Genomic DNA, 25,261 nt, shown 5'->3' with positions numbered 1-25,261 from the left:
TTTTGGTTGGGTCGTGTGCGGTGGTGTGTATTTAGAGGTGGTGTGTATGCGGTGCTGTACGTATGCAATGGGGGCGTGTATGCGGTACCGCTGTACGTATGCATGGCGGTATGTGTGCACACCGCTGTACTCAGTGCCGTGCGCGTGTACAGTGCCGCGCGTACCCAGGGCTGTGCGTATAGCGGCGGGCATCGGCTGACACCTCTTCTGCCGTAACGCGCAGAAGTCCCGCAAGCGGTTGGGCTGTGCGGGACTTCTACAATTGCACGCTAACTGAATGCGAACCGGTCAGTTACTGACCTTGGCATCCTAGTTGAGGCGGAGCTCAGAGGCCGGCGAGAAGAGATGCATCTTGGTCGGATCGATCTTGATCTTGACCGTCTCTCCGACCTTCGGCAGCTTGCGCGGGTTCACGCGGATGGTAGTGAGCTTGTTCTGGTCGCTCATGGTGGCTGTGGCTTCGGCGGCGGAACCGTCGGTGACGATGTTGCCGTAGATGTATCCGTCAGACCCCAAATCCTCTACGTTGACCACGTTGAGGGAGAAGGCGTTCGTGTCGTCGGCGTCAGCCAAATCGGCGTCTTCGGGACGGAAGCCAACCACGATCTGACCGTTGTCCTCGGCCGTCAGCTTGTTTACCGCGTCGGCAGGCAGATCCACGGCATCGCTGCCAATCTTGGCCTTACCGTCCACCACCGGGTGGGTGTTGATGTTCATGGAAGGCGAGCCGATGAAGCCGGCCACGAACACGTTCGCCGGGCGATCATACAGCTCGGTCGGCGCGCCTACCTGCTGGAGGATGCCGAGCTTGATGACGGCAATGCGGTCGCCCATGGTCAGCGCTTCGGTCTGGTCGTGGGTGACGTACAGGGTGGTGACGCCGAGCTGGCGCTGCAGGGCTGCGATCTGGGTACGGGTCTGCACACGCAGCTTCGCGTCCAAGTTGGAGAGCGGCTCATCCATGAGGAAGACCTTCGGCTTACGCACGATGGCGCGGCCCATAGCAACGCGCTGGCGCTGGCCGCCGGAGAGTGCCTTGGGCTTGCGGTCGAGGAACTCGGTGAGGTCGAGCACCTTCGCCGCCTCTTCCACGCGCTTGCGGATCTCGTCCTTGGGTGTGCCGGCAATCTTGAGCGCGAAGCCCATGTTGTCGGCCACGGTCATGTGGGGGTAGAGTGCGTAGTTCTGGAAGACCATGGCGATGTCGCGGTCCTTGGGCTGAACGGTGGTGACGTCCCTGTCGCCGATGAAAATCTTGCCCTTGTTGACCTCTTCGAGGCCGGCGAGCATGCGTAGGGTGGTGGACTTGCCGCAGCCGGAAGGGCCGACGAGCACGAGGAATTCACCGTCTTTGATGTCGAGGTTGAGGTTGTCTACCGAGGGCTCCGAATTGCCCGGGTAGATACGTGTGACGTTGTCAAAAGTGACTTTTGCCATGATGTTCCTTTCATCGGCAGGTACGTGCCGAACGATCCGTTGTGAAGGGTTCTTTTTACTGGTGCTTTGGTGCCAACTTCGGCTCTGAAACTCCAGTGTTTGTTACGCAGCCCGCGCGAAGGTCTCTCCGGCGAGCCGTTAGTGTTCTAGTATACACGGCTTTGACGGGGTGCGGCGACGTTTTCCGAATTTTGGTCGGGAATCGCGTTGGTTGCCTTGTGTGTGATTCCAGTTGCTGACCTGAAATGGTGTTGGGGCGGTGGTGGTTGGATGGCGAGTTGTGTTGGGTGACAGGGTTGACGCATTTTTGGACATTGACGCGTATACCGACAGAAAACGGGTGGCTTGTGTCGATATTTGCGGCGGTGATCAATAGTGCAGTAGAAGTTCAGTGCGGACCGAGTGGCTAGGGTCGAGTGGCTGGGGCGAGTGGTTGGTGAGTTGGTAGATTGTGCGCACGGTTGCAGACGCCGTTTTCCGAAGACGATATCAACTCCGCGCTCGCATTGCGTTGGTATCTCGCGCCGGTGTAGACGTGGGTTCGAATGAGCAATTTCCATAAGGGTGGCATATGTGGTTTTGTGAGATGGGCAGCCTGACTGTTGCACGTCAGAACCGTCGCTCATTGAACGTGAGCGTCGGTTCTGTTGCGTTGCGTGCAACGTACGCAGCGGAATCGTCGCTGAGTCGGGGTGAGTGGCGGTTTGGTGGCTTGGGATGCAGCGTACGCGACGTAACCGTCGTTGCGGTGTTGTGGGGCGTCGGCTTTGTTGCGTTGGGTCTGGCTAAAGTAGCTGAACCGACGCTGAGTCTATGTAAGCGACGGTTCAGCTACTTGGGATGCTGCGTGCGCGTCACAACCGTCGCTGAGTGTGAGAATGTTGGTTGTTGGTTGTTGGTTGTTGGTTGTTGGTTGTTGGTTGTTGGTTGGTTGTTGGTTCAGCACTAGCCAGCGCCGGTTGTGTTGCGCATACACAACTTTTCGCAGCACAACCGACGTTGAGTCCGCATCAGGGACGGTTTGGTGGCTTGGGGGCGTGAGGCGCAACGTTTCCGTCGCTGGGAGTGTGTGAGTGACGGGAATGTTGCGTGGATATCAGTAAGTGCGACACAACCGACGCTGAGGTTGTGTCAGGGACGGTTTGGTGGTTTGGGGTGCGGTGTGCGTAGCGTTTCCGTCGCTGAGTGTGAGTGAGTGACGGAAACGTTGCATGGGTACCGGTGTGCGGTGCAACCATCGCGGAGAGTGAGGGGCGGATGCGCAACAGAACCGTCGCTAAGCGAGTGTGGTGAGCGACGGTTCTGCTGCGGCTGATGGCGTTGCGACGTTTCCGTCACTGGGAGTGCCGCTGCTCAACGCGGCGCCCGGCTTAGCCTTTCACAGCTCCGGCGAGCACGCCTTTGATGATGTACTTCTGACAGAACAGGTAGAACACCACGATAGGAATGATGGCCAGCACCAGGCAGCCCATCATTGCGCCCATATCTACCGAACCGTAGCCGCCCTTGAGATACTGGATGGCAATGGACATGGTCTTGTATTTGCGCATGTCCAGCGTCAGGTAGGGCAGGAGGAAGTCATTCCATATCCACATCGTCTCCAAAATGGCGACGGTGATAATGGTCGGCTTCATGATCGGCACGATGATGCCGAAGAAAATCCGCGGCACGCTCGCGCCGTCAATCATTGCGGACTCCTCCAACTCCTGCGGAATACCTTTAATCGTGCCGGTGAAAATGAACACCGCCAAGCCCGCGCCGAAGCCCAGGTAGATGATCCACAAACCCCACGGGGTGTTGAACCCGAGGAGGTCGGCCATCTTGGAAAGGGTAAACATCACCATCTGGAATGGCACGATCATGTTGAACAGGAACAGCGTGTACAGCAGCTTGGCGGCCCAGTTGTTGACGCGCACGATCCACCATGCACACATGGAGGTGCACACCAGGATGAGCAGCACGGAGCCGACCGTCACGACCAACGTCCAGCCAAAACTGGCAATCAGATTGGTTTGGTCGATGCCGCGCTGGTAGTTCTCAAGCCCGGCGAAAGCCTCGCCGGTGGGGATGGAGAACGCGTTCTGCGAGATGTATGAGCGCTTTTTGAACGAGTTGATGACCACCAGGATGATCGGGAAAATCCAAATCAGCGAGACCGCTGCAAACAGTGCGGTCCATAGTGCCGGATGCTTGACATTACGGTTCATGCCGCCACCTCCTTGGATGTCGTCAGCTTGTTCTGAATAAGTGCCACCACGGCAACGATGACGAAGAAGATGACCGCCTTGGCTTGGCCCACGCCTTCAAAACCGACGCGCCCGTAGAACGTGCGGTAGATGTTGAGGGTGATCATCTCGGAGGTGTTCGAGGGAGCGCCATTGGTAAGCGCGAGATTCTGGTCGAACACTTTGAATCCGTTCGTCATCGTCAGGAACGTGCACACGGTGATGGATGGCATCATGAGCGGCAGAGTGACGTGGAACAGGGTCTGCCGTCCGCTGGCGCCGTCCACCGAAGCCGCTTCGATCACGTCGCTTGGCAGTGATTGAAGGCCGGCGATATAGATGATCATCATGTAGCCGATTTGCTGCCAGCAGTACAACATCACCATGCCCCAGAAACCGTACGTACTGGAGTAGGTGATTGATCTTCCCCAGTGTGCCAGAACCCCGTTGAGCAGCAGCAGCCAGACGTAGCCTAGGATGATGCCGCCGATCAGGTTGGGCATGAAGAACACCGAACGGAAGATGTTCGCGCCTTTGATGGCTTTGGTGAGCATGTAGGCAATGGCGAACGCTACCACGTTGACGATGATTACCGTCACCACGGTGAACGCTACCGTGTACCACAGCGAATGCCAGAACTCCGGATCAGCGAGCGCTGTTTTGTAGTTTTTCAGTCCTACGAACTTGGCGTCTGTCACCGTGCTGAACTTGGTCAGGCTCAGGTAGAGGCCCATGATGAAGGGCACTACGAAGCCGATGGTGAAGGCTGCCACCGTTGGTAGGGCAAAGAGTGCCCACCAGCGGCGAATTGACTTGCCGGCCATAGATATCATGTTGTTGCTTCCTCCTATGAGGAACCCGCGCGATTGCGCGGGTTGCCATCCTACTTCTGCGAGGCCTTGTATTCCGTGGCCCAGTTGTCGACGAAGGCGGTCTTCACCTTGTCCCACTTGCCTGTGCCTTGTGCGTACTCGAGCAGAGCGCCGGAGAGGTCCTGCACCCACTGTTGGCTGGGAAGGGGGTAGATGACCACGTCGTTCTTGCCTGCCTTGGCATAGGCGTCGTTGGCGCGGTGAATGGGGTTCTTGGTCTTGAAACCGGCTTCGGCGTACGACTTGAACGGGGTTTCGAAGCCCATGTCGTTGGTGACGATCTTGCGTGCGGAATCATCGTTGAGGATGTAGTCGAGGAACTTTTCGGTCGCCTTCTGATCGGCTTCGGACGACTTCTTGTTCATGGCAAGATACTTGAAGCTGACGGTCAGTCCGTTGTTTTCCTCGCCGGGGATGCCCATGTAGATCGGCAGCACGCCCATGTCTTTGTCTTCCACCTTTTGGCCCTTGAGCTGTGCGTAGGCCCAAGATCCGTTCTGGATGAACACTGCGTCACCGAGGGCGAATTCGGAGTTCGAATCGTCCTGTGTGGCGCCGGAGAGCCGGGAGGCGGGAACGGTGGAGTCGTTGACGTACAGGTCGAAGAGCTGCTTCATCTCGGGCAGGTATTTGCCGCTCACCGTGGCGGGCTCGGTGGTGGTGTTCTGGTCTTTGTACTCGTAGTACACCGGGATGTGCGCCATCTGGTCGCCGTAGCGGCCGGATGAGCTGGAGTCGAAGCCGGCCGAGGAGAACGCGCCTTTGACGCCGAGATCGCTCTTATGCTTCTGGATTTCGTCGGCGACGGTCTTGAGTGCATCGAAGTTGGTGAGCTGGTCGATGGACTTTACCGTGGACCAGTCGGCGTCGAAGTACTTGCTGAGTAGTGCCTTGTTGTAGACGATGCCGTACCTTTCCATGCAGTAGGGCACCGCTCCCACGGTATCGCCGTCTTTCAGGGCGTATTCGGGCTTTTGCAGGTCCTTGTACATTGAGGTCTTCGACATGTCGGCGTAATAGTCGGTCCAGTTGGCGAAGTCATTGTTGTCGACTTCGAAGAGGGTGGGTGCCTGGGACTTTGCCAGCTCGCTCTTGAGGGTCTGCTCTCCCGAACCGGACGAGGCCACGGAGATGTCTACGGGAATACCGGTTTTGTCGGTAAAGTTTTTGGCGAGCTGCTTGAATTCGTCTTGCTGTTCGGGTTTCCCGCTCAGGAAGTAGACGTGTCCGTCACTGTCTGAGCTTGAACTCGAGCTGCCGCAGGCGCTTAGCCCGCAAACGCTGAGTGCCGCTGCCGAAACCAGGGCGACTGCCTTCATTGTCTTGTTCATTCGTATGCCTCCTTTGGCAACTTCATCATGTTGTTTCACGTGAAACATTGTGGTTTTCGTGGGCCAGGCCGACTGCCCTGTCGAGCCCGGCCACGGTATGCCAGTAGCGCTCGGTTACTGGTCGCTGGAGTCCTCCTTTAGGCCTTGGGCGATGGAAATGTTGGAAAGTTCGACTGTGCCGTCGGTGACGAAGGCGGCCAGCGCATCTCCCGTGTGCTGGTACATGCGCACGTTAAGTGCCACGCCGTCGACGTACAGGGTGGCGATGGAATCGTCCGCTACCAGCCGCATATGGTAAGTGCGTCCTGCTTCGAGGGCGAGCGGTCGTTCGGTGCCGATGTTCATATTGGTGAACCAAGGCCAGTTGGGGCTGCCTTCGAACAGGTAACGGTTTTCGGCCACGGGGAACTTGAACTGGTAGGAACGGCCGTCCTCTTCGTTCTTGCGCAGGCGCAGGCCGAACGAGCGTGTGCCCGCGCTGAATTTTACGTCGGCTTCGAAGGCATACAGGTCGCCGGTGTTCTGGAACAGGATTTGCTCCTGGCGGGCGTGCGGGCTTTCGATGGTCACGTCGGCAATCGGCTGACGTTCATTGAACGCGTCCCACAACGTATCCACCGGGCGGCAGCCCAGCGTGCCGTCTTCGCGCTGGTAGACCTCATGCGGCACGAACGCTCCGCCCCACTCGTAGTTCTTGGCGTCGTCGTTCCCCTCTTTGGTGCCTACCCAGCCGAACAGCACGCGCTTGCCGTTGAGCTCAAACGTGCGGCCGGCGTAGTAGGCACTGCCGTCGAATGCGTCATCGTCAGGTGCGATCCACGGGCCTTCCAAGCTTTTTGCCATGCGGTACACCATCTTGTGGCCGTCGCTGTATTCGGTGACGATGTGGTACCACCAGTCGCCCATCTTGAACAGATCCGGCATCTCATGCATGGTGAACAGGCCTGGTGCCCAGAAGTCGCCTTCGAACGTCCAGTTGGTGAGGTCCTTCGAGGTGAACTTGACGGTGCGGCCGGTTTGCAGGCTCTTGGGGCCTTGCAGACGGGCGCCGAGGATAAGCAGGTATTGGTCGTGTTCGTCGTCGCGGATTACCCATGGGTCGCGCCAGTCGTCCGGATCGTAGCCGGGCTGGGGCGTGAAGGTAAGTGCGTCTTGGGTTTTCTCCCAGTGGTACAAGTCGTCGCTTACGGCGTGCATGAGTACCTGGGAGGGCTTGCCCTGCCCCTCGTAATCGCGGTTGTAGCCGGTGTAGAACGCGTGATATTGCCCCTCGGCCTCGAAAACGGAGCCGGCGTAGATGAACTGGTCTTGTTCGTCGTCGCCGCCGCGAGGGATGGCGGTGCCGTAATCCTCATAGTGCACGAAGTCCTTCGTGGTGGCCAGTGACCAGCTGAACGGCTCTCCGAACGGTACGGGGTTACGGTTGTCGCGCTGATGGAAGAGGAAGAAATCGTCCCCTTTGCCAAAGGGCATGCAGTCGCCGAACCAAGTGCCGGGGAATTGATAATACAGCTTCATTGATACCTTTCTCCGCAACCGGCATTGGCTGCGGCGAAGTCGTGCATGACGGTGCGGGAAGGCTCCGACAGGCAGACTTGTGTACTGGACAATCATTGTCACAACTGAGGTTAATCGCTTAAGCTCAGTTGATAGTTTCAGATAATAGCACGCTTATCGCGGCTGTCAAATCTGACGCACGGAGGCCCGCTCCACCACAGGGCATTCCACAAGCTGCGCGTTGCCGAGTGTGGTGAATGCTGGGGTTGAGCGGTGGTCTTGGAGGGTGAATGAGTCGGCAGGGGAAGCAGCGGACGGCACCGAGTTGCCGGAACTGACATTGGTACTGCCCGTGGCAGCTGAAGATGAGCCAGCTGGAATTGATAGATCTAAATTCTTGCTGGTGCTGGTGCTGGTGCTGGCGGTGCCAGCGGTGCCAGGCACGTTCGAATCAGCGTTGCCGGAGGTGCTGTTGCTGATTGCTGCGGCCTCGTCGTCAGAGCCGGTACCTGAGTTGACATCGGCGTCGGCGCCGTGCATGGTAAGCAGCGTACGCACGCCCAGCACTCCCAGCTCGTACTGTGGCAGGCCGATGGTGGTCAGGCTCGGGTGCAAATGCGCGGCGATGACCTGCTGGTTGTCGAATCCGACAAGCGAAATGTCTTCAGGAACGCTGACTTGGCGTTCGTGCAACGCGTCATACAAGCCCATGGCGAGACGGTCGTTATGGCAGAATGCGGCAGAAACGCCGGCGTTCAGCAGCGCGTCGGCAGCACCATATCCGCCTTCTTGATTCGACGCTGCGGCGATGACCAGAGACTCGTCGAAGGCAATACCGGCCTCCTCCAGCGCCTGCTTGTACCCCAGCAAACGTCCTGTCGAAGCTGGGGAAGGCTTGGGATCATTGAGAAACGCAATGTTGCGGTGGCCTTGTTCGATGAGCAGATGCGTGGCGCTGTACCCGCCTTGGCGCTCGTCGGGCACCACGGAACGGAAGCGGTGCCCCTCATCGAAACAGTTGACCAGCACGTCGCGTTCCGCGTGCAGCTCGGCCGGTGGCGTGATGGCCTGGTGAACCCATGACGAGTAGATGATGCCTTCCACCTGATGTTCCATCATGAAATCGAAAGCGGAACGTTCAATGGAACGTTTGCCGCTAGTGTCAACGATGAGCAGAATCTTGCCGTTGCGCCAAGCCTCGTCCTGCGCACCGCGGATCACCTGGCCTGCGAACGGGGACGTTGCCACCCCGTCGCTGATAAAACCGATCAACGACGACGAGCCGCGCGCCAAACCCTTCGCCAAAGCGTTCGGATGGTAGCCCAGTTTCAGCGCCACTTGCTGTACTCGCTCGCGGGTGGCTTGCGGAATGCGCGCATTGCGGTTGTTGTTGATGGCCCACGACGCCGTCGCCGTGGAGACGCCGGCCGCCGTGGCCACGTCCTGCAATGTCACTCTTCCCATACGTTGTGATGTTACTTGGTGTACTGCTCAAATGTACGTTCCAGCAGCGGGATATGGAGCATGATGAGGGTGCCGTAGCCCAAAACCAGCAGCAGGAACAGGCCTTGCGGAAGGTAGAACCAGCAGGCCAGCGCCAAGGCTGCGAACACGGCATCGATGGCAACCAGCGCCAATGTGGTGCCGAAATAGGAGACCCCGAAAATCAGCCCGTTTTTGAATGTGCCCCAGACGGAATTGGAGAACCGGGCTTGCAGAGCCCATGTCCACTCAAAGCCGACAATCCACAGCAGGGTGAACGCGATTTTCGGGATGAGCAGCGGCGTAATCTGTAACAATATCCATGTGCACACCAGAGCGGCGCCAACGATGCCGTATACCGCCCACAGTGCGGTGGATTTGGCGAAATTCTCTTTGAACGCGCGGAAATAATTCGCGGTAACATGCCCCTGACCTGCCAAGGCGCGACGGTTGGCATCGTGGCCGGCTGCCAGCGCGGCGCCTATGGTGACGACGGGAATGGAGGTGAGCAGCATCAGGATGTTGACCCATATGGCGTCGGTCAAGTTCGCGACGCCCTGCATGAATTTAGAATCGGGTGACATCCAGCTCATTGCCTTGTTGCTCCTTTGGTCGGTGGCGTGCGTTCGGTGGTGGTTGGGACGGTTGGGACGGTTGGGACGGTTGGGACGGTTGGGACGGTTGGGACGGTTGGGACGGTTGGGACGGTTGGGACGGTTGGGGTTAAGCGCTACAGCATCTCCGCCCAACATTACCGTGCGTCGCCATCACTTGCCGGTTTAGCATACTCTGCGTGGGCGAAGTTCAGCCTGCCGAATTGGTGTTTGCATTGTTGCGGTGCTGAGGCAACATCGTTTTGCATGGACGCAGTCCATCGTGCCTACACGGTCGACGACTATGATGTGGCGCGCGCATCGCTTTACACGGTCGTTGTCCATCTGTTCGACCAAGGTGCCGTTGACGCATTTATCGTCAACGAATCGTGCACTGGCATCACGCTTGACTGGCGGTGGTACGGTTCTGACGGTAAACAAGCGCAACAGAACCGTCGCTGAGTCGAAGTAAGTGTCGGTTTTGACGCGTTGGGCACGGGGTATGCAACGGAACCGTCGTTGAGGTGGGGTGAGCGTCGGTTCTGTTGCGTGGCGTTGAGCTGACGTAACGTTTCCGTCGCTGCCACGTACTTAGCGTCGGTTTTGTTGCGTTGGGTGCGGTGTATGCAACGGAACCGTCGTTGAATCGGGGTGAGTGACGGTTCTGGCGCGTAGGATCGGGGTAACGCAGCATTTCCGTCGTTCCCGCGTATTCAGTGACGGTTTTGTTGCGCAGAGCGAGGTTGATGCAGCATTTCCGTTGCTGAGTGTTGTGTGCTGTGCGGTTGTGTGGCGTGCTGCCTGCTGCCGCGCTGCGTGGTGTGCGGTGCTGTGCTGCGTGATATTCGGTGCGCGGCCTGCTGCTACGTGTTGTGCGTGCTGCCGTGCTGTGCGGCTCAGTGCTGCGGCGAATCCTTCGCATTGCTGCTGTTTGTCGCAGCTGCTGCTCACAGGTCGTAACGCCAAGTGCGATCGGTAAGCACGCGGGCCATGGCCAAGCCGATGGGCAGACACAGAATGACCATGAACGCGCGGAACGCCCAATTCAGCGCGTCAAGCGTATCAAACTGGCCGAGGTAGAACATGGCACGGTACATGTACATGCCCGGCACCATGATGACGATTGCCGGAACCGTCAGGCAGATCCGTGGGTAGCCCAAGTGCGGTGGCAGGAAACCGTGACGCACCGCAGAACGCCAGGCCGAAGCCAGCAGGCCGGCGAGCAGAGCGCTCAGGAACGCGGCCGCTTCGGGCGGCACCCCGAAATCAGTGATGGTCAGGCGCAATGTGTCGGTGACGGCGCCGATGGTCGCAGCAACGAGAGCCATGCGCTGCGGTGAATTGAACAGTACCGAAAACCCCCATACACCGCAGAACGCCGCCACAAACCGCAGGCAACCGTTGATCCACGGGTTCAGGTTCATCGGTTCGAAACCCTGCGGGTTGAGATGGACCACTGTGGCCACCATCCAGCCTGCCAATGTGGCCATGACGATGATGGAGAGCGCGTAAAACAGCCGTTGCAAGCCCGATGGGAAGTTGATTTTGGCAATATCGAGACCGCCGGTAATCAGCGGGAAACCGGGGATGACGAACAACATGGCGCCAATATACGCGGTGTCGTGGCGCAGGGCAGCCGGGTCGAACAGGCCGATGAAGCGCAGCGTGCCGATGCAAGCCAAGGCTGCTGCCGCCACTGCCGCGAAGGTGACAAAGAACTGATTAAGGTGGCGGGCGAACATGCGTCGGCGCAGCCACTGGCCGATGCCGGCGCCCACGAATGCGCCGATCATGTCGTATAGGCCACCGCCGAGCAAGAATACGAAGGCTGCACAGGCGATGGCCGAGGCGAGGCCGGAGAACCACGGGGCATACAGTGGCTTGCGATGTTCGATGAGGCTCAACCGTTCGTGCGCCTGTCGGACGGTGATGCCGTTGGTGCCGCTGGTGCGAGCGGTTTGGGTTTGGGATTGCGGTTGCTCTTGCGCGGATTGCTGCGCTCCGGCCTGCTGCGGCCCAGACTGCTGCGCTGCAGATCGCTTGACGGCTTGAGGTGCGGCGTTGTGCGGACTCGATGTTTCACGTGAAACATCGATAATATGGGCGACAGTATGGTTAGATGATTGGCGCGTTGCGGTGTCGGTGCTGACGTCGATGCGGCCGGTGGTGTCGCCGATGTTGGCGTGGTCGCCAGTTCCGGCAGTTTGGTTGGAATGATCGGCATGGTCGAACTGGTCGGCATGGTTTGAAGTGCCGGCATACTCGGTGGTATATGCACCATCAACGTGGTCAAAATGTTCAGCGTATTGGCCCTTCGGCGGTTTGAAACCGCGTCGTTTTGCACGCACAGCGCTTTTGGCCCGCACCTTCTCGGCGCGTTCGCGGGCACGGTGCGCCTGCTGCACGGCGCGCATGGCGGAACGTTTGGCTTCCGGAGTGCCCAAGCGCTCCACGAGCTCCTCGGATATAGCCGGACGTACATGATAGATGGCGGTTTTGCCGAGGTTCACGTTGAACCAGTCGGCGTAATGTTCCAACAGCCAGATGCGTTCCGTGTTGACACCGGTAGTAGGCAGGTCGATTACCTCGGTGAGGCGCTCGTGCCCGTCGGTGAACGAGGCTTCGACGTCGGTCAGACCCACGTCGGCGCGTACGTGCACTCCCAGCGGATAGGCGATGCGGTGCATCATCTCGCGCACGCGGAAGCTGCCGGTGCCCGAGCCCAGGTCGAGTGTGCCCACGCGCAGGATGACGCTGGCTTTGGCTGCCAAGCTGGCTTCAGCCACCGGGGTGTCCCAGTCGCGCTCGATGTCGTCCATGTCCAGCGGCACGGAATGCGTGTGGTAACGGCTCACCGCCGCCTCGCCCCCGTTCAGATTGTCGTCGAGTTCTCTGTCGACTAAATTGTTTGTGCTGTTCTCTTCGTTCTCTGACAATGCCCTTGCCTTCGCTTTGCCGTGCTGCATTCATCCCTGCTGTTAGTTCGATAATGTGAACGATGCGTGGTGCGCTAAATATTGTACGCGCTGGGCGTGCATCGGATTCCAGGTTTGGTCCGGCTTGCGCTTCATATATGGCTGCCATCGCGCTATCGCCGATATCTATGACCACGTTGTGGATAAATTCGGACATTTTCGCGCATACTCCTGTTTCGTCGCATAAAGTGGGCACTGCAACCAACCAGCCGACCGGGCTTTGGGTTCGCAACGGCAGGCACCACAACTGCGGAGGAGCCGCAGAGGCCTGCTGACCGAGCAACCCGGTGCTGGGCCAAGGAGGTGTCTGATGACACGAGCACATGAATCAACCAGTACGCATCATGATAGGCAGGGCAGGAAGGATGGACGGCGAGAGCCGGCGCAGCCCGGCCAGCCGAACAGTGCGTCGCCGCTCACCTCGGGCGTGGGTATCAAGGTTCCGGAAGAGCGGGAGTTGCCGGCCTCGTTGGACGCCGACATGGCATTGTGCCTGAAGATTCTGCGCGACGTGCTGGGAGAGTACGACGGCGACCTGCGCTCCCTGTTTGACACCGTGCTCGACTATGCCAACAAGGCCAGCGCCAAGCAGTACGCCTCCGACCCGGCGGCCGTCAAAGAGCAGGACAAGAACCATGCGCTCGCCGTCGAGACCATCAACGCGCTGAACGTGCATGACGCGCAACTGCTGGCCCGGGCCTTCACCACCTACTTCCACCTGGCCAATCTGTGCGAGGAGAACCACCGCGTCTCCGTGCTGCACGAGCGTGAAGCGGCGGTGAGCGAGGACGCGGCCATCGACCCGGTGAACGAGCTAACCGGTGCCTACCACCAGCTTATTGGAGAAATGGGGCCTGCCAAAGCGCGCGAACTGCTGGGAAAGCTGGAGTTTCACCCCGTCTTCACCGCGCACCCCACCGAGGCGCGGCGCAAGGCGGTGGAGGGTAAAATCCGTCGTATCGCTGACTTGCTGAGTGCTGGGAAACTGCTCGGCGGCGCTGACAAGCGTGAAAACTATCGCCGGTTGTACAACGAAATCGACGCCCTGTTCCGCACCTCGCCCATCGAGCTGAAGAAACCGACGCCGGTGGAAGAGGCCGATACCATTCTCGACATCTTTGACAATACGCTTTTTGACACCATACCGCAGGTCTACCGCCGTTTCGACGACTGGCTGTTGGGCGACAAAGCCGGGTTTGAGGCGCCGCAGTGCCCGGCGTTCTTCCACCCCGGCTCATGGATCGGTTCCGACCGCGACGGCAATCCGAACGTGACGGCCAAAGTCAGCCGTGCCGTGGCGCGCAAGTTCAGCGACCATGCCATCGCCGCGCTGGAACGTGCCACCCGCACCGCCGGCACCAACCTGACCATGGAAGCCGACACCACCCCTGCCAGCGCCGAGCTGATCGGCCTGTGGAACCGGCAGAAGGAAATGAGTGAAACCCTGACCGACAAGGCGATGCTCATCTCCACCCAGGAGTTGCACCGCGCGGTTATGCTGGTTATCGCTGACCGGTTGCACGAGACCATCGCGCGCAATGCCGACCTTATGTACGCTTCGTGCGACGACTATATCGAGGATTTGCTGGTGGTGCAGCGCTCTCTGGTGGCTGCCGGTGCTGCGAGGGCGGCGTACGGACTACTACAGCAGGTGATATGGCAGGCGCAGACCTTCGGGTTCCACCTCGTGGAGATGGAGTTCCGCCAGCATTCCGTCGTGCATTCCCGCGCACTGGAGGACATCCGCGAGCACGGGTTGAACGGTGAGCGCGGGGCGCTGCAGCCCATGACCCACGAGGTGCTCGACACGTTCCGAGCGCTGGGAGCCATCCAGAAACGCAGCGGAGCCAAGGCCGCGCGGCGTTATATCATCTCGTTCACCAAGTCCGCCGGCAATGTGCGTGACGTGTTCGAGCTGAATCGCATGGCGTTCGCCGATCCCGCTGATGTGCCTGTCATCGACGTCATTCCGCTGTTCGAACAGCTTGAAGACCTCGAACATTCGGTGGATACGCTCGAAGAGATCATCAAGATTCCCGAGGTGAAGGCGCGGCTGAAGGCCACCGGAGGCAAGATGGAAGTGATGCTCGGCTATTCCGACTCCTCCAAGGACGCCGGACCGACGACGGCCACGCTGGCTTTGCATGACGCGCAGCGGCGCATCGCCGAATGGGCTGCCTCTCATGATATTGATCTGACGCTCTTCCATGGGCGTGGTGGTGCGGTCGGTCGTGGTGGCGGGCCGGCGAACCGGGCGGTGCTTGCGCAGCCGGCCGGCTCCGTGAACTGCCGGTTCAAGCTTACCGAACAGGGTGAAAGCATCTTTGCTCGCTACGGCAACCCGGTGCTGGCGGTGCGTCACGTCGAGTCCGTGGCCGCGGCGACGCTGCTGCAGAGCGCACCGAGCATGGAGAAGACCAACACCGAGATGACTGAGAAATACTGGGGTATGGCTGGCGCGTTGGACAAGGCGGCCCATGAGCGGTTCCTCGACTTGCTGCGCACGTCGGACTTCACCCCGTGGTTCTCTACTGTTACGCCACTGACCGAGATTGGCCTACTGCCGATTGGGTCGCGTCCGGCAAAGCGCGGCCTGGGTGCCAAGTCGCTCGATGATTTGCGCACCATTCCGTGGGTGTTCTCCTGGGCGCAGGCGCGCATCAACCTGGCCGCATGGTACGGGCTTGGTACGGCGTGCGAGAGCTTTGGGGATTTGGAGACGCTGCAGGCCGCGTATCGCGACTGGCCGGTGTTCTCCACGTTCATCGACAACATCGAGATGTCGCTGGCAAAGACCGACGACCGCATCGCACGCATGTATCTGGCGCTCGGCGACCGGCCGGACCTCAACGAAAAGGTGCTCGGCGAGATGGCGCTGACCCGCAAGTGGGTGCTCGCCATCGTCGGCGACGAATGGCCGCTGCAGCACCGTCATGTGCTCGGGCAAGCCATTCGCATCCGCTCGCCGTATGTGGACGTGCTCTCGGTCACGCAGGTGCTCGCGCTCAAGAGCCTGCGCGCGGTGCAGGCCGCACAGGATGGCGGAGCAGTGGCTGGGGCGCAGGGCGCCAAGGGTGCCGCCGGTAAGTCTGGCGTGGCGGTCGCGGCTGGTAAGCCCGGGACGAGCGGAGAATCCGCCTCCGCTCCGAAGATGGCGAACGCCGAGCTTAGCCAGGACCAGCAGCGCAGCGGCTTCGTCTACCTAATCCTCTGCACCGTCTCCGGAGTCGCCGCCGGCCTGCAGAACACTGGATGAGGTGAGCGAACGGTTTTCGCATGTTGCTAACTAGTGAAACTCCTATAGAAGCGGTCATTTATCTGCTTCTATAGGAGTTCGCGTTTTATTTAGTATTGTGTCAACTGGTTATATTTTCATACATCTGACTAACTGTTGTGGAATTTTAAGGGCAAGAAGTCTTGCGTATGTAGGCAATGGCCTGCTGGCTATTTTGTGAGATAGCTGAGTTCTCTGCGATTGTGCAGTACCGTATCCAGGTCTTGTATGTACCTTTTGAGGCAGAGTCGGGGTATGTGTCAATACGTTGCAGCGACTTTGTATTATCATGGGTAGGACACATAACAAGGGGAATAATGGCGATACAAGAAGACTCTGCAACACCGCTATACAAACAACTGGAAAATACAATTGAACGGCTTATTGCTAGTGGAGAATACAAAGCCGGTATGAAGCTGCCTACCGAAGAACAGTTGTGTGAACGATTCGGGGTGTCCCGGGTCACGGTCCGCAAAGCGCTCAAACCTTTGGCGGATAGCGGTATTCTTGAACGGCGTACGGGTAAGGGGACGTTCGTTGCAGAGCGGAAAATTACTCGTTCGTTGTCAAGTGTGATGAGTTTTTCCGAAATGTGTCATATACAGGGGTGTCGTCCTGGCGCCAAACTGTTGCGTATCGATCTGGTGGAAGCCAATGATGAGCAGAAGGAGCGTCTTGCCTTAGGGTCTGGGCGTCAGCATGTCTTGGTATTGGAACGGTTGCGATATGCCGATGATTCGCCGGTTATGGTGGAAACTGCGTATTTCCCTGATAGTTTCTTCTTTCTGATGGATGAGGACCTCAATAATGTGTCGCTGTATAGCATTTTGGCTAAGCATGGCATACAGATGACGTCGTCGTCAAAGACCATTGATATTGCGCGTGCGAACTATAAAGAATCCAAGTATTTAGGTGTTCCGGTGAAGCATCCGCTGCTGTGTATTGACAGTATTGCAGAGTCTGGTGATGGGGAATTCCGCCATTTGACGCATCAGATTTGTAATCCGGAACGGTTCACATTGTATGTATAGGTAATGTGCCGGGATAGTTGCGGTTCTCATTGCGGGGCGTTTATCGTCGTGTGGAGTGCGGCGAAGAGGGTGGAGTGCGCGGTTTTTGGGAGAATTCTAGGCGTAGATGCAGGTTGTAGAGAAGCCTGACGTGCCCGGCGGAAGCCAGTGTTTTGTATGTGTCGTGGCACGTGAATGACGTGCATCGGTGCTGTTGATAATGGGCGGTGTGTGCACAAAGGTATTTGACATCTCCTCATTTGTATTATATTGTATCTAATGCAATAAGAACTGACAAAGTAGTTGGTTCCCGTGCGCGTTGATGTGTACGGCAATACGATTCAGTGCGCCGCAGCACTGCTGACGAAGGAGTTCAATATGTTCTGGATTGAATTCATTACCTTGATGATTATCATCATCTGGGGAACCCGGAAAGGAGGTACGTTCCTGGCAATGGCCGGTGGAATCGGCATGGTGATTTTCACCTTCGTCTTCCGCGAGGCGCCATCCGACCCTCCTATGACGGTAATTCTTATCATGCTGGCCGTCATCACAGCGGCTTGTGCCATGCAAAGCACCGGAGGCTTGGACTTCATGGTGCGGTTGGCCGAAAAGATTCTGCGCAAACACCCGCGCAGCGTTACGCTTCTGGCACCGATCGTCTCCTATGTTTTCACGTTCTGCACCGGAACGGGCCATATCATCTACTCGTTGTTGCCGGTCATCGACGAAATCTCCATCGGTAATAAAATCCGCCCCGAACGCCCGATTTCCGCCAGTATCATCGCTTCGCAGCAAGCCATAACCGCAAGTCCTATCACAGCTGCGACAGTCGCGCTCATCGGCTATATGTCAACGTTCCCCAGCGTCAATATGGGCACGGTCATGTTGGTATGCGTCCCGGCAACGTTGCTGGGCTCTGTGGCGGCCGGGCTTTCCGTGTACCGCAAGGGCAAGGAACTTGAAGATGATCCAGAATATCAGCGGCGCGTGCGTGAGGGGCTGATCGAGCAGAAGCAGCAGGAAGTGCGCGAGGAGCAGGCTGTCGGCAAGAAGGCAAAATTGTCGGTTGCCATCTTCCTGGTCGGCATGGTAGTCATCACCGTTTTCGGTGTTTTCCCGCAACTGCGACCGGTGTTCGACAAGAAGCCGCTGGAGATGACTTCGGTCATTCAGATGGTGATGTATGTCGTGGCCGCCATCATCGTTCTGGTCAGCGGCATCGACTCCAATAAGATTCTCGATGCTCCGTTGCTGAAAACGGGTACGTTTGCGATTATTCTGGCGGCCGGTCTGTGCTGGCTGGTGAACACCTTCATCTCGGCACAATCCGACTTCATCTCCTCGAACATGTCTGCGCTGACGAACAAATATCCGTGGGTGTACATCCTAGCGGTCTTCATCGTGGGCGCGATCACCACGAGTCAGGCCTCGACCACGCTCATCATGGTGCCCATCGCCATTGCGCTGCACCTTCCTGCGTATATCATCGTCGCTGGGTGGGTCGCCTGCTCGTCGAACTACTTCATTCCCGACGCCAGCCAGTCTGTTGCCGGCATCGCCTTCGATACTGCCGGTACCACGAAAATCGGCAAGTTCATCCTCAATCACAGCTACATGCGCCCAGGGCTGGTGTGCACCATCGTCTCGGTGCTGGTCTCTGCGGGCTTGGGCTACTTGGTCTTCTGAGAGGAGCGACATGGAAAATCCCAGAATTATCGCGATAGGTGACAATGTGTGTGACAAATACTTGTCTCGGCACAAAATGTACCCGGGCGGGCAGTGCGTGAACATCTGCGTTTATGCCAGTGAAAATGGTGCGCAAAGCGCCTACTTGGGCAAGTTTGGCGACGACGATGTGGCCCGCTGCGTGCAGTGTGCCCTCGATGAGTTCCATATTGATGATTCACACTCTCGTCACTTCTGTGGTGAGAACGGGTTCGCCTGCGTCACGCTTAACGGGACGGATCGGGTGTTCCTGGGGTCGAATAAAGGCGGTGTTGCCAAAGATCATCGGTTTGATTTCGCCGATGCTGATTTGTCGTATATTCGCACGTTCGACCTGATTTGCTCAAATCTGAACGCCTATATCGAGCGGGATCTTGATTGCCTTGAGTCTACCGGTGTGCCGATTGCTTTCGATTTTTCGAATCGTTGGACCGATGAATACCTAGCGCAAGTTTGCCCACACATTGCCATCGCGGTGCTTTCCTGTGCGCATCTCAGTGACGCTGAGCGGGTTCGTGAGATGAGCAAAGCCGCTGATTATGGCGCCGACATTGTGTTGGGCACGATTGGCGAGCAGGGTTCCTGGCTGATGTATCAGGGTGATCTGATGTATCAGGAAGCCTGCCTGAACGACGATGTCGTTGATGCAATGGGGGCCGGCGATGCCTACAGTGCCGCGTTCTTTACGAAACTGCTGCAGCAGGTCCCTCGCGGTGTCGCACTGGGTAACTTGAGCAACCCTCATACTGTCTTGGCAAGAGCCATGAGGCAGGGTGCTCAGTTCTCATCGCGCATGTGCTGCCTTGAGGGAGCATTCGGGCACGGAGTACCCATCTCGGGGCGTGTGCTTGAGCTGCAATCCTGACGCGAGGCACCGGATGTGCTGAGCGTGCTGAATTTACTGAACTAACCGAATGTGCTGAAAATTAAGGAGTTTACTATGGCATTGTCACCGGTTGAACATAGCTACGATGGCATGGGCATTGAATGCGGATATCGTAACGACAAGTGGGTTGTTTCGATTAAGAATTGGACGCCCGATAATGATATTGACGGGTTGCGTCATTTGGAACAGCATCATCAGACCGATGAGCAGTTCATTCTTATCTCGGGTAAGGCCGCGCTGATTACCGCGCAAGAGCGTAATGAGGAACTCGAGTTGCGGGTTACGAAGCTCAAGCCGGGTACGTTGTACACCGTTCCTGTTGGCAGCTGGTTCTTTACCATCTTGGAACGCAGTACGAAAATGATGATTGTGCAGGATGTGGGCTGTACTGCGGAAAACAGCGAATATGTGGATTTGACAGAGCGCCAGATTGCTGAAATCCAAGGTAAAGCGAGAAATATTTTCGCGTGAAATATGGGCAATGCTCATTTGTATTGCTTTGTATCTAAAATGATATATGACTTACATGAAAGGATATAACAGTATGTCACAGCAAGCCGAACAGATCACAGGTCTCGTCGCGGAGATTCTTGAAAAAAAGGCAAAGAACGGGGGTGTACAACAGCTGTACTTCGTCGGTTGCGGCGGTTCCCTTGGAGCCTTGTACCCAGCGAGCATATTCACCGAACAAGAAAATGGCTCCATCAAGACAGGCTGGTTCAACAGCGGCGAGTTCATCCACAGCACGCCTAAAGATTTCGGCAAGAACTCGGTAATCGTCCTGGCTTGCCATAAAGGCAACACCCCGGAAACAATCGCCGCCGCGGCATTGGGCAAAGAGCGAGGCGCTACGGTCATCCTGCTGACTTGGTTGAAAGAATCGGAAATCATCCAATACGGCGACTACATCGTTCACTACGAGTTCGACGCCAGCCCCGACCATCTTGCCGGAGACATCGACTATTCCGGCGAGAAAACCATGTGCGCTCTCTACGTTGCCGTTGAATTACTCAACCAAACTGGCGGGTATGAGCATTACGAACAGTTCATGCAATCCGCAGACAAGATGACCGGCATCATTCGCAAGGCACGTAAGCATGTGGCACAGCGCGCGCTCGATTTTGCCCAGGAATACAAGGATGATGACTTCATCTACACGATGGGATCCGGTGCCTCGTACGGTGCTGCCTACATGGAAAGCATCTGCATTTTCATGGAAATGCAATGGAAACAGTCGTCGGCGCTGCACTCCGGTGAGTTCTTCCATGGTCCCTTTGAAGTGACTGATGCGAACGTTCCCTTCGTCGTGCAAGTGTCTGAGGGGTCAACCCGTGACGTGGATCAGCGTGCGCTCGGGTTCATTCAGCAGTACGGCAAGCGTATTGAAGTGCTCGACGCCAAGGAACTTGGCCTGTCCACCATCGACGCGTCTGTAGTGGACTATTTCAACCATTCGCTGTTCAACAATGTGTACCCCATTTACAACCATGCGCTCGCCGATGCTACGGAGCATCCGCTGACGACGCGTCGTTACATGTGGAAAGTGCAATATTGATAGTGTGATTGGTGCCGGTGTTGGTGTTGGTGCTGGAGCCGGTGCTGCGGTTTGCTGCCAGTGCGACGCTGGTGTGATGCCTGTGTGATGCCGACACGATGATGCTATTGGGCATGGGTTCTTGGGGAGCACATGCCCAATAGTCATCTATGTGATGTTGTGCTCATTCCCCGCGTGAACACGGGAATTGTGATAGTCTGTGTGTTCTGATGCACAAGTGGCGTGCATTGGAACAGTGAAGATCAGGGAGGATCTATGAAAGGCTATGTTTTAGCTGGAAAAGGGAAGATGGAATGGCGCGACGGCTTGGTGCCGCCGGAGCCGGGCGAGTATGGTGCGACCATTAAAACGGTTGCCGTCGCCGCCTGCATCACCGACGTGCACATGATGGAAACCATGGCGTTCCCGAACCTGAAGGATCGTGCCGTGGGCCACGAAGCTGTCGGCATCGTTGACAAAGTCGGCCCGAAAGTCAAGGATTTCAAGCCTGGAGACAGGGTCATGGTGCCCGCCATCCGCGCCGATTATCGCAGCTTGGAAGCACAGATGGGTGATGCCAAGATCAATGACACCAGCTATTTCTACAGCGACGACCCGAACGAGCACGGCGTTTTCGCCGAGGTGACCGGTGTCAAGGATGCGGACACCACGCTCTCCCACATTCCGGATTCGGTCACCTGGGAGCAGGCCGTCACGGTTTCCGACATGGGAATGACCGCGTTTGCCGGCGTTGAGGCGATGAACGTTGACTTCGGTGACACAGTGGCGGTCATCGGCATCGGAGCGCTGGGATTGACCGGTGTTGCGGCGACGGCGATACGAGGTGCGGCACGCATTATCGGCATCGGCTCGCGCCCCAAGACCGTTGAGGTCGCTCGCAAGATGGGTGCCACGGACTTCATCGACTATCACGATGGGGACATCGTCAAGGCTGTGCTTGATCTTAACGGTGGTCCGGTCGACCGCGTGCTGATTGCCGGCGGTAACGCCTCGAATATCGGCAAGGCGCTGGAAATGGTGCGCTACGGCGGCACTGTGGTCAGCGTTGGCGGCTTCATGGCCGACACCGAAACCAGCATCCCTATGGCCACCATCGGCTACGGTGGCACCGACAAGACCCTGCGCACCGTCAAGGCTGAGGCAGGTCGCGTGCGTGGCGAGCGCATCATGAGCTTGATCGAGCAGAAGCGCTACCGGCCCGAGCTCATCGTGACTCCGGTCCTGCATGGCATGGACCAGATCGAGGAAGCCGTGCGACTGATTCGCGAGCATGACAAGGACACTATCAAGCCGGTCGTGTTCTTCGACTGAGGTGAGTGGTGGTTGAGTAGACTGATTTAGCATGGCGATTTGACTTGTCTGAGTCTGCTGACTCGGACAAGCTGCGAAGAGCAACAATCTCATCGTTCTAGTCTGTGCAATATGCAATTCCAATGGGTTCAACGGGTGTCTAACTGTTCGCTGGATCCATCGTGCTGAGCGTGGATGCATGTGGTTTGCTGGAAATGCGGTATCGCTTGTGTAACTTTGTGTTGTCTAAGCTTGCCTTGTTGCGGTGTGGGAGCCTGGTGTGGGTGCACGAGAGTCGCGGTCGGTGAACCGCTTCCTGTTCGACTGATTGCGTTGCTTGCATGCATAGAAATGTTCGATAAACCTGACACTTGTCAAGTGTCAGGTTTATCGAACATTTCTGATGGCTGTGTTGCGGGAGGGGCGAGACGGACGTTTTCGGTTAGGGATGCAGTCTGTATAGCAACTTGTTGAAGACAATGAGAGAGGTGTGGGTGATTCTGATAAATTACATGCCCGGCTATTTGGTGTAGTAGTGCAAACGGCTGAACGGACGTGGGGTATTTCTTTCGTTTACTGGGCTGGACGTGCGTGTGCTGCTGGAACTAATGGCGGATTATGCTTGCACATTTTATTTGTGAGATATTCATGTGTAAACGTGATTACGTAATAGGCAAAGTGTCATTGCTCTAGGGACTACTTGTGCATCATATATGATTTTTTTGTAGTCCCTATGGTGTAGGATGAAACTATGACAACTGCTAATACCAAGAACGCCATATCTCCGCTGCTCACGGTTTCTGAAGTTTCCACACTTTTAGGGTCTTCGCGTTCTGCTGTTACGCAGCTATTGAATAAAGGACTTCTTCCTTATCAAAATTGTGGAAATCGTAAAATCGTGCAGCGAACCGCGTTAGATGAGTATTTAAAGTCATCAAATCTTACGGTTGCTCCGAATGACCATGGCAGAGCGGAAGCTTCGATTCCGGCGATTACGGGACTTTCGTTCTTTTCGGGTGCCGGAGGCCTGGATCTTGGGATGGAAAAGAGCGGTATTAAGAGTCTTCTTTATGTCGAAAATAATCGTGAATGTCGAATGACTATCAATGCGAATAGGCCTGAAGCTGGGTTGTTGGGAGATGTGTCTCTACTAACTGCACAACAGGTACTTTCGGCAGCGGGGTTGCCTGCGAATGCTACCGTCGATGTGATGTTTGGCGGGCCGCCGTGCCAGTCATTTAGTACTGCGGGGGCAAGGCGGGCCTTCAATGATGCAAGAGGCAATGTTTTTCTCGCGTATCTCGATCTTGCAGCGAGAATAAGACCGCGCTATCTGGTTATTGAGAATGTGCGTGGATTATTGTCTACAGCGTATCCAATAAAAGATGGTGGTCGACCTGTAAAAGGTGGAGCTATGGCTGTTGTTCTTGAGCGTATCGAGCGAATGGGATATACGGTGAGTTTCAACCTTTACAATGCTGCAAATTACGGTGCGGCACAAATTCGCGAGCGCGTAGTAATTATTGCAAAGCGAGAAGGCAAAAGGGTACACTGGCTTCAGCCAACAAATGCTTATGATCCCTGTTGGAAGCTACCGGCATGGCGCACGTTCAATGACGTGGTATCTGATATTCCTGCTGATAGTCAGCATTATGTTCAATTCCCAGAGAAAAGACTGCGATATTTTAAAATGCTTCAGGAAGGACAAAATTGGACTTCGTTGCCTAAAAGTGTTCAGCCAGAGGCCATGGGGAAAGCGTATGCGCTCGGAGGCGGGAAAACGGGGTTCTATCGACGCTTAAGCAAGAGTAAGCCTTCTCCGACATTGGTAACGTCGCCAACTATGCCTGCGACAGATTTATGCCATCCCACCGAAGATCGACCGCTGAGCGTGGAAGAGTATAAGGCAATCCAAGGTTTTCCTGAGGAATGGAAGATTGTGGGCAACATCACAAGCATGTATAGACAGATTGGGAATGCCGTTCCAATTCGCTTGGGTGAAGCAATAGGGAAAGCAATAGTTGCAGACATGCAGGAAGAACCGCAAGCGGAGCTAGAAGGTTTTCCTTACTCGAGGTATAAAAACACCAGTGAGTTGACGTGGCATGTTGAAGATGCGCAAGCAAGTGGTTGCTAGCAGTAGTAGCTGTTTACAGTCTGCTATAACTCCTGTTCGGTTATGAGCGCAGGATTGCGCTCTGCTGCGGATCGTACAAACTCTAAATAGTCCTCTTCGGTCAGCAAATCAGCAGGAACTGGTTTGCTTGTGCCTTTCTGAATGACTTCAATAAGCTTGGGCCAATGCGTGACAATTACTCCGTTTGTGCGTTTGGCATTCATCCTGTACCATTTATCTGCATGATGATCGATCCTGAACCCTGCGCTTGATGAATTTTCAGTGTTCGATTTATTTTTTATTTGTATAAACTGCGGTTCGTCTGACGACATACTGCAGAAGTCGACGGCAGTGAGTACTTCTCCGCGACACCAAATCCAATCATAGTCGCAGACTTTTCTGTATATGTACTCCTCTAGTAGGTTGCCTCCGACAATTTCTGCTTTCATAAACAGATTATGTATGGTAGCCCACTCAATAGCACTCGCTTCGTCTTTTGCGCGAGTTTCAACCATCTTAATGAGAGCTTGGTCGGTAGCGCTTTCCTTTGGAGAAGCGATGCGCTCGGAGGGAAGTTGGAGCCAAGCGGTTCGATATTTTGTGCACCACTTCCTGAAAAATTCATCGAGAAATTCTGCATAGCTTAAAGCAAGAGAGCTTTCTGGCATGGGAATGCTCGGAAGATAGCCTTTCAACTTGTGCTGTAGTAGTACTGGATAAAGGGCCTTCATCTCTCGGTTTCGATCGGTATCTTCAATTACTGAGTCTGCTACCGTGTCAAATCTTTCTTGAGCGTCATCGTGATTTGAATTGCACCACGCAAGAGACTCTTCTAGCTTTGTTGATACCTCATTCTTTTTGGCGTTTCTTGGCATAGAATTTCTCCTCCTCGCTTGCATGATAACAGTATAGTGTGATGCATCACAACTGCGTTGAACTGAGCTGAATTAAGATCTGCACAGAATCGTGCATGTTCCCATTATCTGACTG

18 protein-coding genes are annotated in these 25,261 nt (G+C 56.4%); 9 read left to right on the top strand and 9 right to left on the bottom strand.

Going from position 1 to position 25,261, the window contains the following annotated elements:
- Positions 1 to 309: 309 nt before the first annotated feature.
- The 7 genes from AC3B5A_RS06180 to AC3B5A_RS06150 all read right to left on the bottom strand — a co-directional run bounded on the left by AC3B5A_RS06180 (position 310) and on the right by AC3B5A_RS06150 (position 9,437).
- Positions 310 to 1,437: an ABC transporter ATP-binding protein gene (locus AC3B5A_RS06180; protein WP_489799684.1), complete on the bottom strand. Its 1,128-nt coding sequence runs from the start codon at positions 1,435 to 1,437 to the stop codon at positions 310 to 312.
- Between the two features lie 1,370 nt (positions 1,438 to 2,807).
- Positions 2,808 to 3,644, bottom strand: a complete 837-nt coding sequence (locus AC3B5A_RS06175) for a carbohydrate ABC transporter permease (protein ID WP_489799682.1) — start codon at positions 3,642 to 3,644, stop codon at positions 2,808 to 2,810.
- Positions 3,641 to 4,495, bottom strand: coding sequence for a carbohydrate ABC transporter permease (locus AC3B5A_RS06170; protein ID WP_489760516.1), 855 nt, complete (start codon positions 4,493 to 4,495; stop codon positions 3,641 to 3,643). The genes AC3B5A_RS06175 and AC3B5A_RS06170 overlap by 4 nt, the downstream gene beginning before the upstream one ends.
- Positions 4,496 to 4,545: 50 nt before the next feature.
- Entirely contained in the window at positions 4,546 to 5,865 is a 1,320-nt protein-coding gene (locus tag AC3B5A_RS06165) for an ABC transporter substrate-binding protein (RefSeq protein ID WP_489760514.1), read from the bottom strand.
- A 114-nt stretch (positions 5,866 to 5,979) separates the two neighbouring features.
- Positions 5,980 to 7,383 carry a GH32 C-terminal domain-containing protein gene (locus AC3B5A_RS06160; RefSeq protein ID WP_489760513.1) on the bottom strand — a complete coding sequence of 468 codons (1,404 nt, stop codon included), beginning with the start codon at positions 7,381 to 7,383 and terminating at the stop codon, positions 5,980 to 5,982.
- 165 nt (positions 7,384 to 7,548) lie between these two features.
- Positions 7,549 to 8,826 (bottom strand): LacI family DNA-binding transcriptional regulator, encoded by a 1,278-nt coding sequence (locus AC3B5A_RS06155; protein WP_489799680.1) that lies wholly within the window; start codon positions 8,824 to 8,826, stop codon positions 7,549 to 7,551.
- Positions 8,827 to 8,837: 11 nt separating this feature from the next.
- A complete protein-coding gene (locus AC3B5A_RS06150) occupies positions 8,838 to 9,437 on the bottom strand; it encodes a DUF624 domain-containing protein (protein ID WP_489799855.1) in 600 nt (199 codons plus the stop codon).
- Positions 9,438 to 9,704: 267 nt separating this feature from the next.
- Here AC3B5A_RS06150 and AC3B5A_RS06145 point away from each other — a divergent pair, with 267 nt between their 5' ends.
- The gene (locus AC3B5A_RS06145; RefSeq protein ID WP_489799678.1) at positions 9,705 to 9,899 is read left to right on the top strand and encodes a hypothetical protein; all 195 of its coding nucleotides are present in this window, start codon (positions 9,705 to 9,707) and stop codon (positions 9,897 to 9,899) included.
- A gap of 485 nt (positions 9,900 to 10,384) precedes the next feature.
- Here AC3B5A_RS06145 and AC3B5A_RS06140 read toward each other — a convergent pair whose 3' ends face one another.
- On the bottom strand, positions 10,385 to 12,256 hold the full coding sequence (locus AC3B5A_RS06140) for a threonine/serine exporter family protein (RefSeq protein WP_489799853.1): 1,872 nt from the start codon (positions 12,254 to 12,256) through the stop codon (positions 10,385 to 10,387).
- Positions 12,257 to 12,839: 583 nt separating this feature from the next.
- On the opposite strand from AC3B5A_RS06140, the gene AC3B5A_RS06135 reads away from it, so the two are divergent.
- The 8 genes from AC3B5A_RS06135 (at position 12,840) to AC3B5A_RS06100 (ending at position 24,292) form a co-directional block, all read left to right on the top strand.
- On the top strand, positions 12,840 to 15,668 hold the full coding sequence (locus tag AC3B5A_RS06135; protein ID WP_489799851.1) for a phosphoenolpyruvate carboxylase: 2,829 nt from the start codon (positions 12,840 to 12,842) through the stop codon (positions 15,666 to 15,668).
- 335 nt (positions 15,669 to 16,003) lie between these two features.
- The gene (locus AC3B5A_RS06130) at positions 16,004 to 16,717 is read left to right on the top strand and encodes a GntR family transcriptional regulator (protein WP_489799676.1); all 714 of its coding nucleotides are present in this window, start codon (positions 16,004 to 16,006) and stop codon (positions 16,715 to 16,717) included.
- A gap of 357 nt (positions 16,718 to 17,074) precedes the next feature.
- On the top strand, positions 17,075 to 18,385 hold the full coding sequence (locus AC3B5A_RS06125; protein ID WP_489799675.1) for an anaerobic C4-dicarboxylate transporter family protein: 1,311 nt from the start codon (positions 17,075 to 17,077) through the stop codon (positions 18,383 to 18,385).
- A gap of 10 nt (positions 18,386 to 18,395) precedes the next feature.
- On the top strand, positions 18,396 to 19,289 hold the full coding sequence (locus tag AC3B5A_RS06120; RefSeq protein WP_489799673.1) for a PfkB family carbohydrate kinase: 894 nt from the start codon (positions 18,396 to 18,398) through the stop codon (positions 19,287 to 19,289).
- Positions 19,290 to 19,364: 75 nt separating this feature from the next.
- The gene (locus tag AC3B5A_RS06115) at positions 19,365 to 19,781 is read left to right on the top strand and encodes a hypothetical protein (RefSeq protein WP_489799671.1); all 417 of its coding nucleotides are present in this window, start codon (positions 19,365 to 19,367) and stop codon (positions 19,779 to 19,781) included.
- Between the two features lie 73 nt (positions 19,782 to 19,854).
- A complete protein-coding gene (locus tag AC3B5A_RS06110) occupies positions 19,855 to 20,865 on the top strand; it encodes an SIS domain-containing protein (protein ID WP_489799669.1) in 1,011 nt (336 codons plus the stop codon).
- 255 nt (positions 20,866 to 21,120) lie between these two features.
- On the top strand, positions 21,121 to 22,176 hold the full coding sequence (locus AC3B5A_RS06105) for a zinc-binding dehydrogenase (RefSeq protein ID WP_489799667.1): 1,056 nt from the start codon (positions 21,121 to 21,123) through the stop codon (positions 22,174 to 22,176).
- A gap of 730 nt (positions 22,177 to 22,906) precedes the next feature.
- Positions 22,907 to 24,292 carry a DNA cytosine methyltransferase gene (locus AC3B5A_RS06100; RefSeq protein WP_489799665.1) on the top strand — a complete coding sequence of 462 codons (1,386 nt, stop codon included), beginning with the start codon at positions 22,907 to 22,909 and terminating at the stop codon, positions 24,290 to 24,292.
- Between the two features lie 23 nt (positions 24,293 to 24,315).
- On the opposite strand, the gene AC3B5A_RS06095 is transcribed toward AC3B5A_RS06100, so the two are convergent.
- Positions 24,316 to 25,146 carry a SinI family restriction endonuclease gene (locus AC3B5A_RS06095; protein ID WP_489799663.1) on the bottom strand — a complete coding sequence of 277 codons (831 nt, stop codon included), beginning with the start codon at positions 25,144 to 25,146 and terminating at the stop codon, positions 24,316 to 24,318.
- Positions 25,147 to 25,261: the final 115 nt, after the last annotated feature.

Source organism: Bifidobacterium sp. ESL1133 (assembly GCF_058107325.1).
The sequence above is the reverse complement of the archived record's forward strand: the minus strand, read 5'-3'. Positions and strand labels throughout refer to the sequence as shown.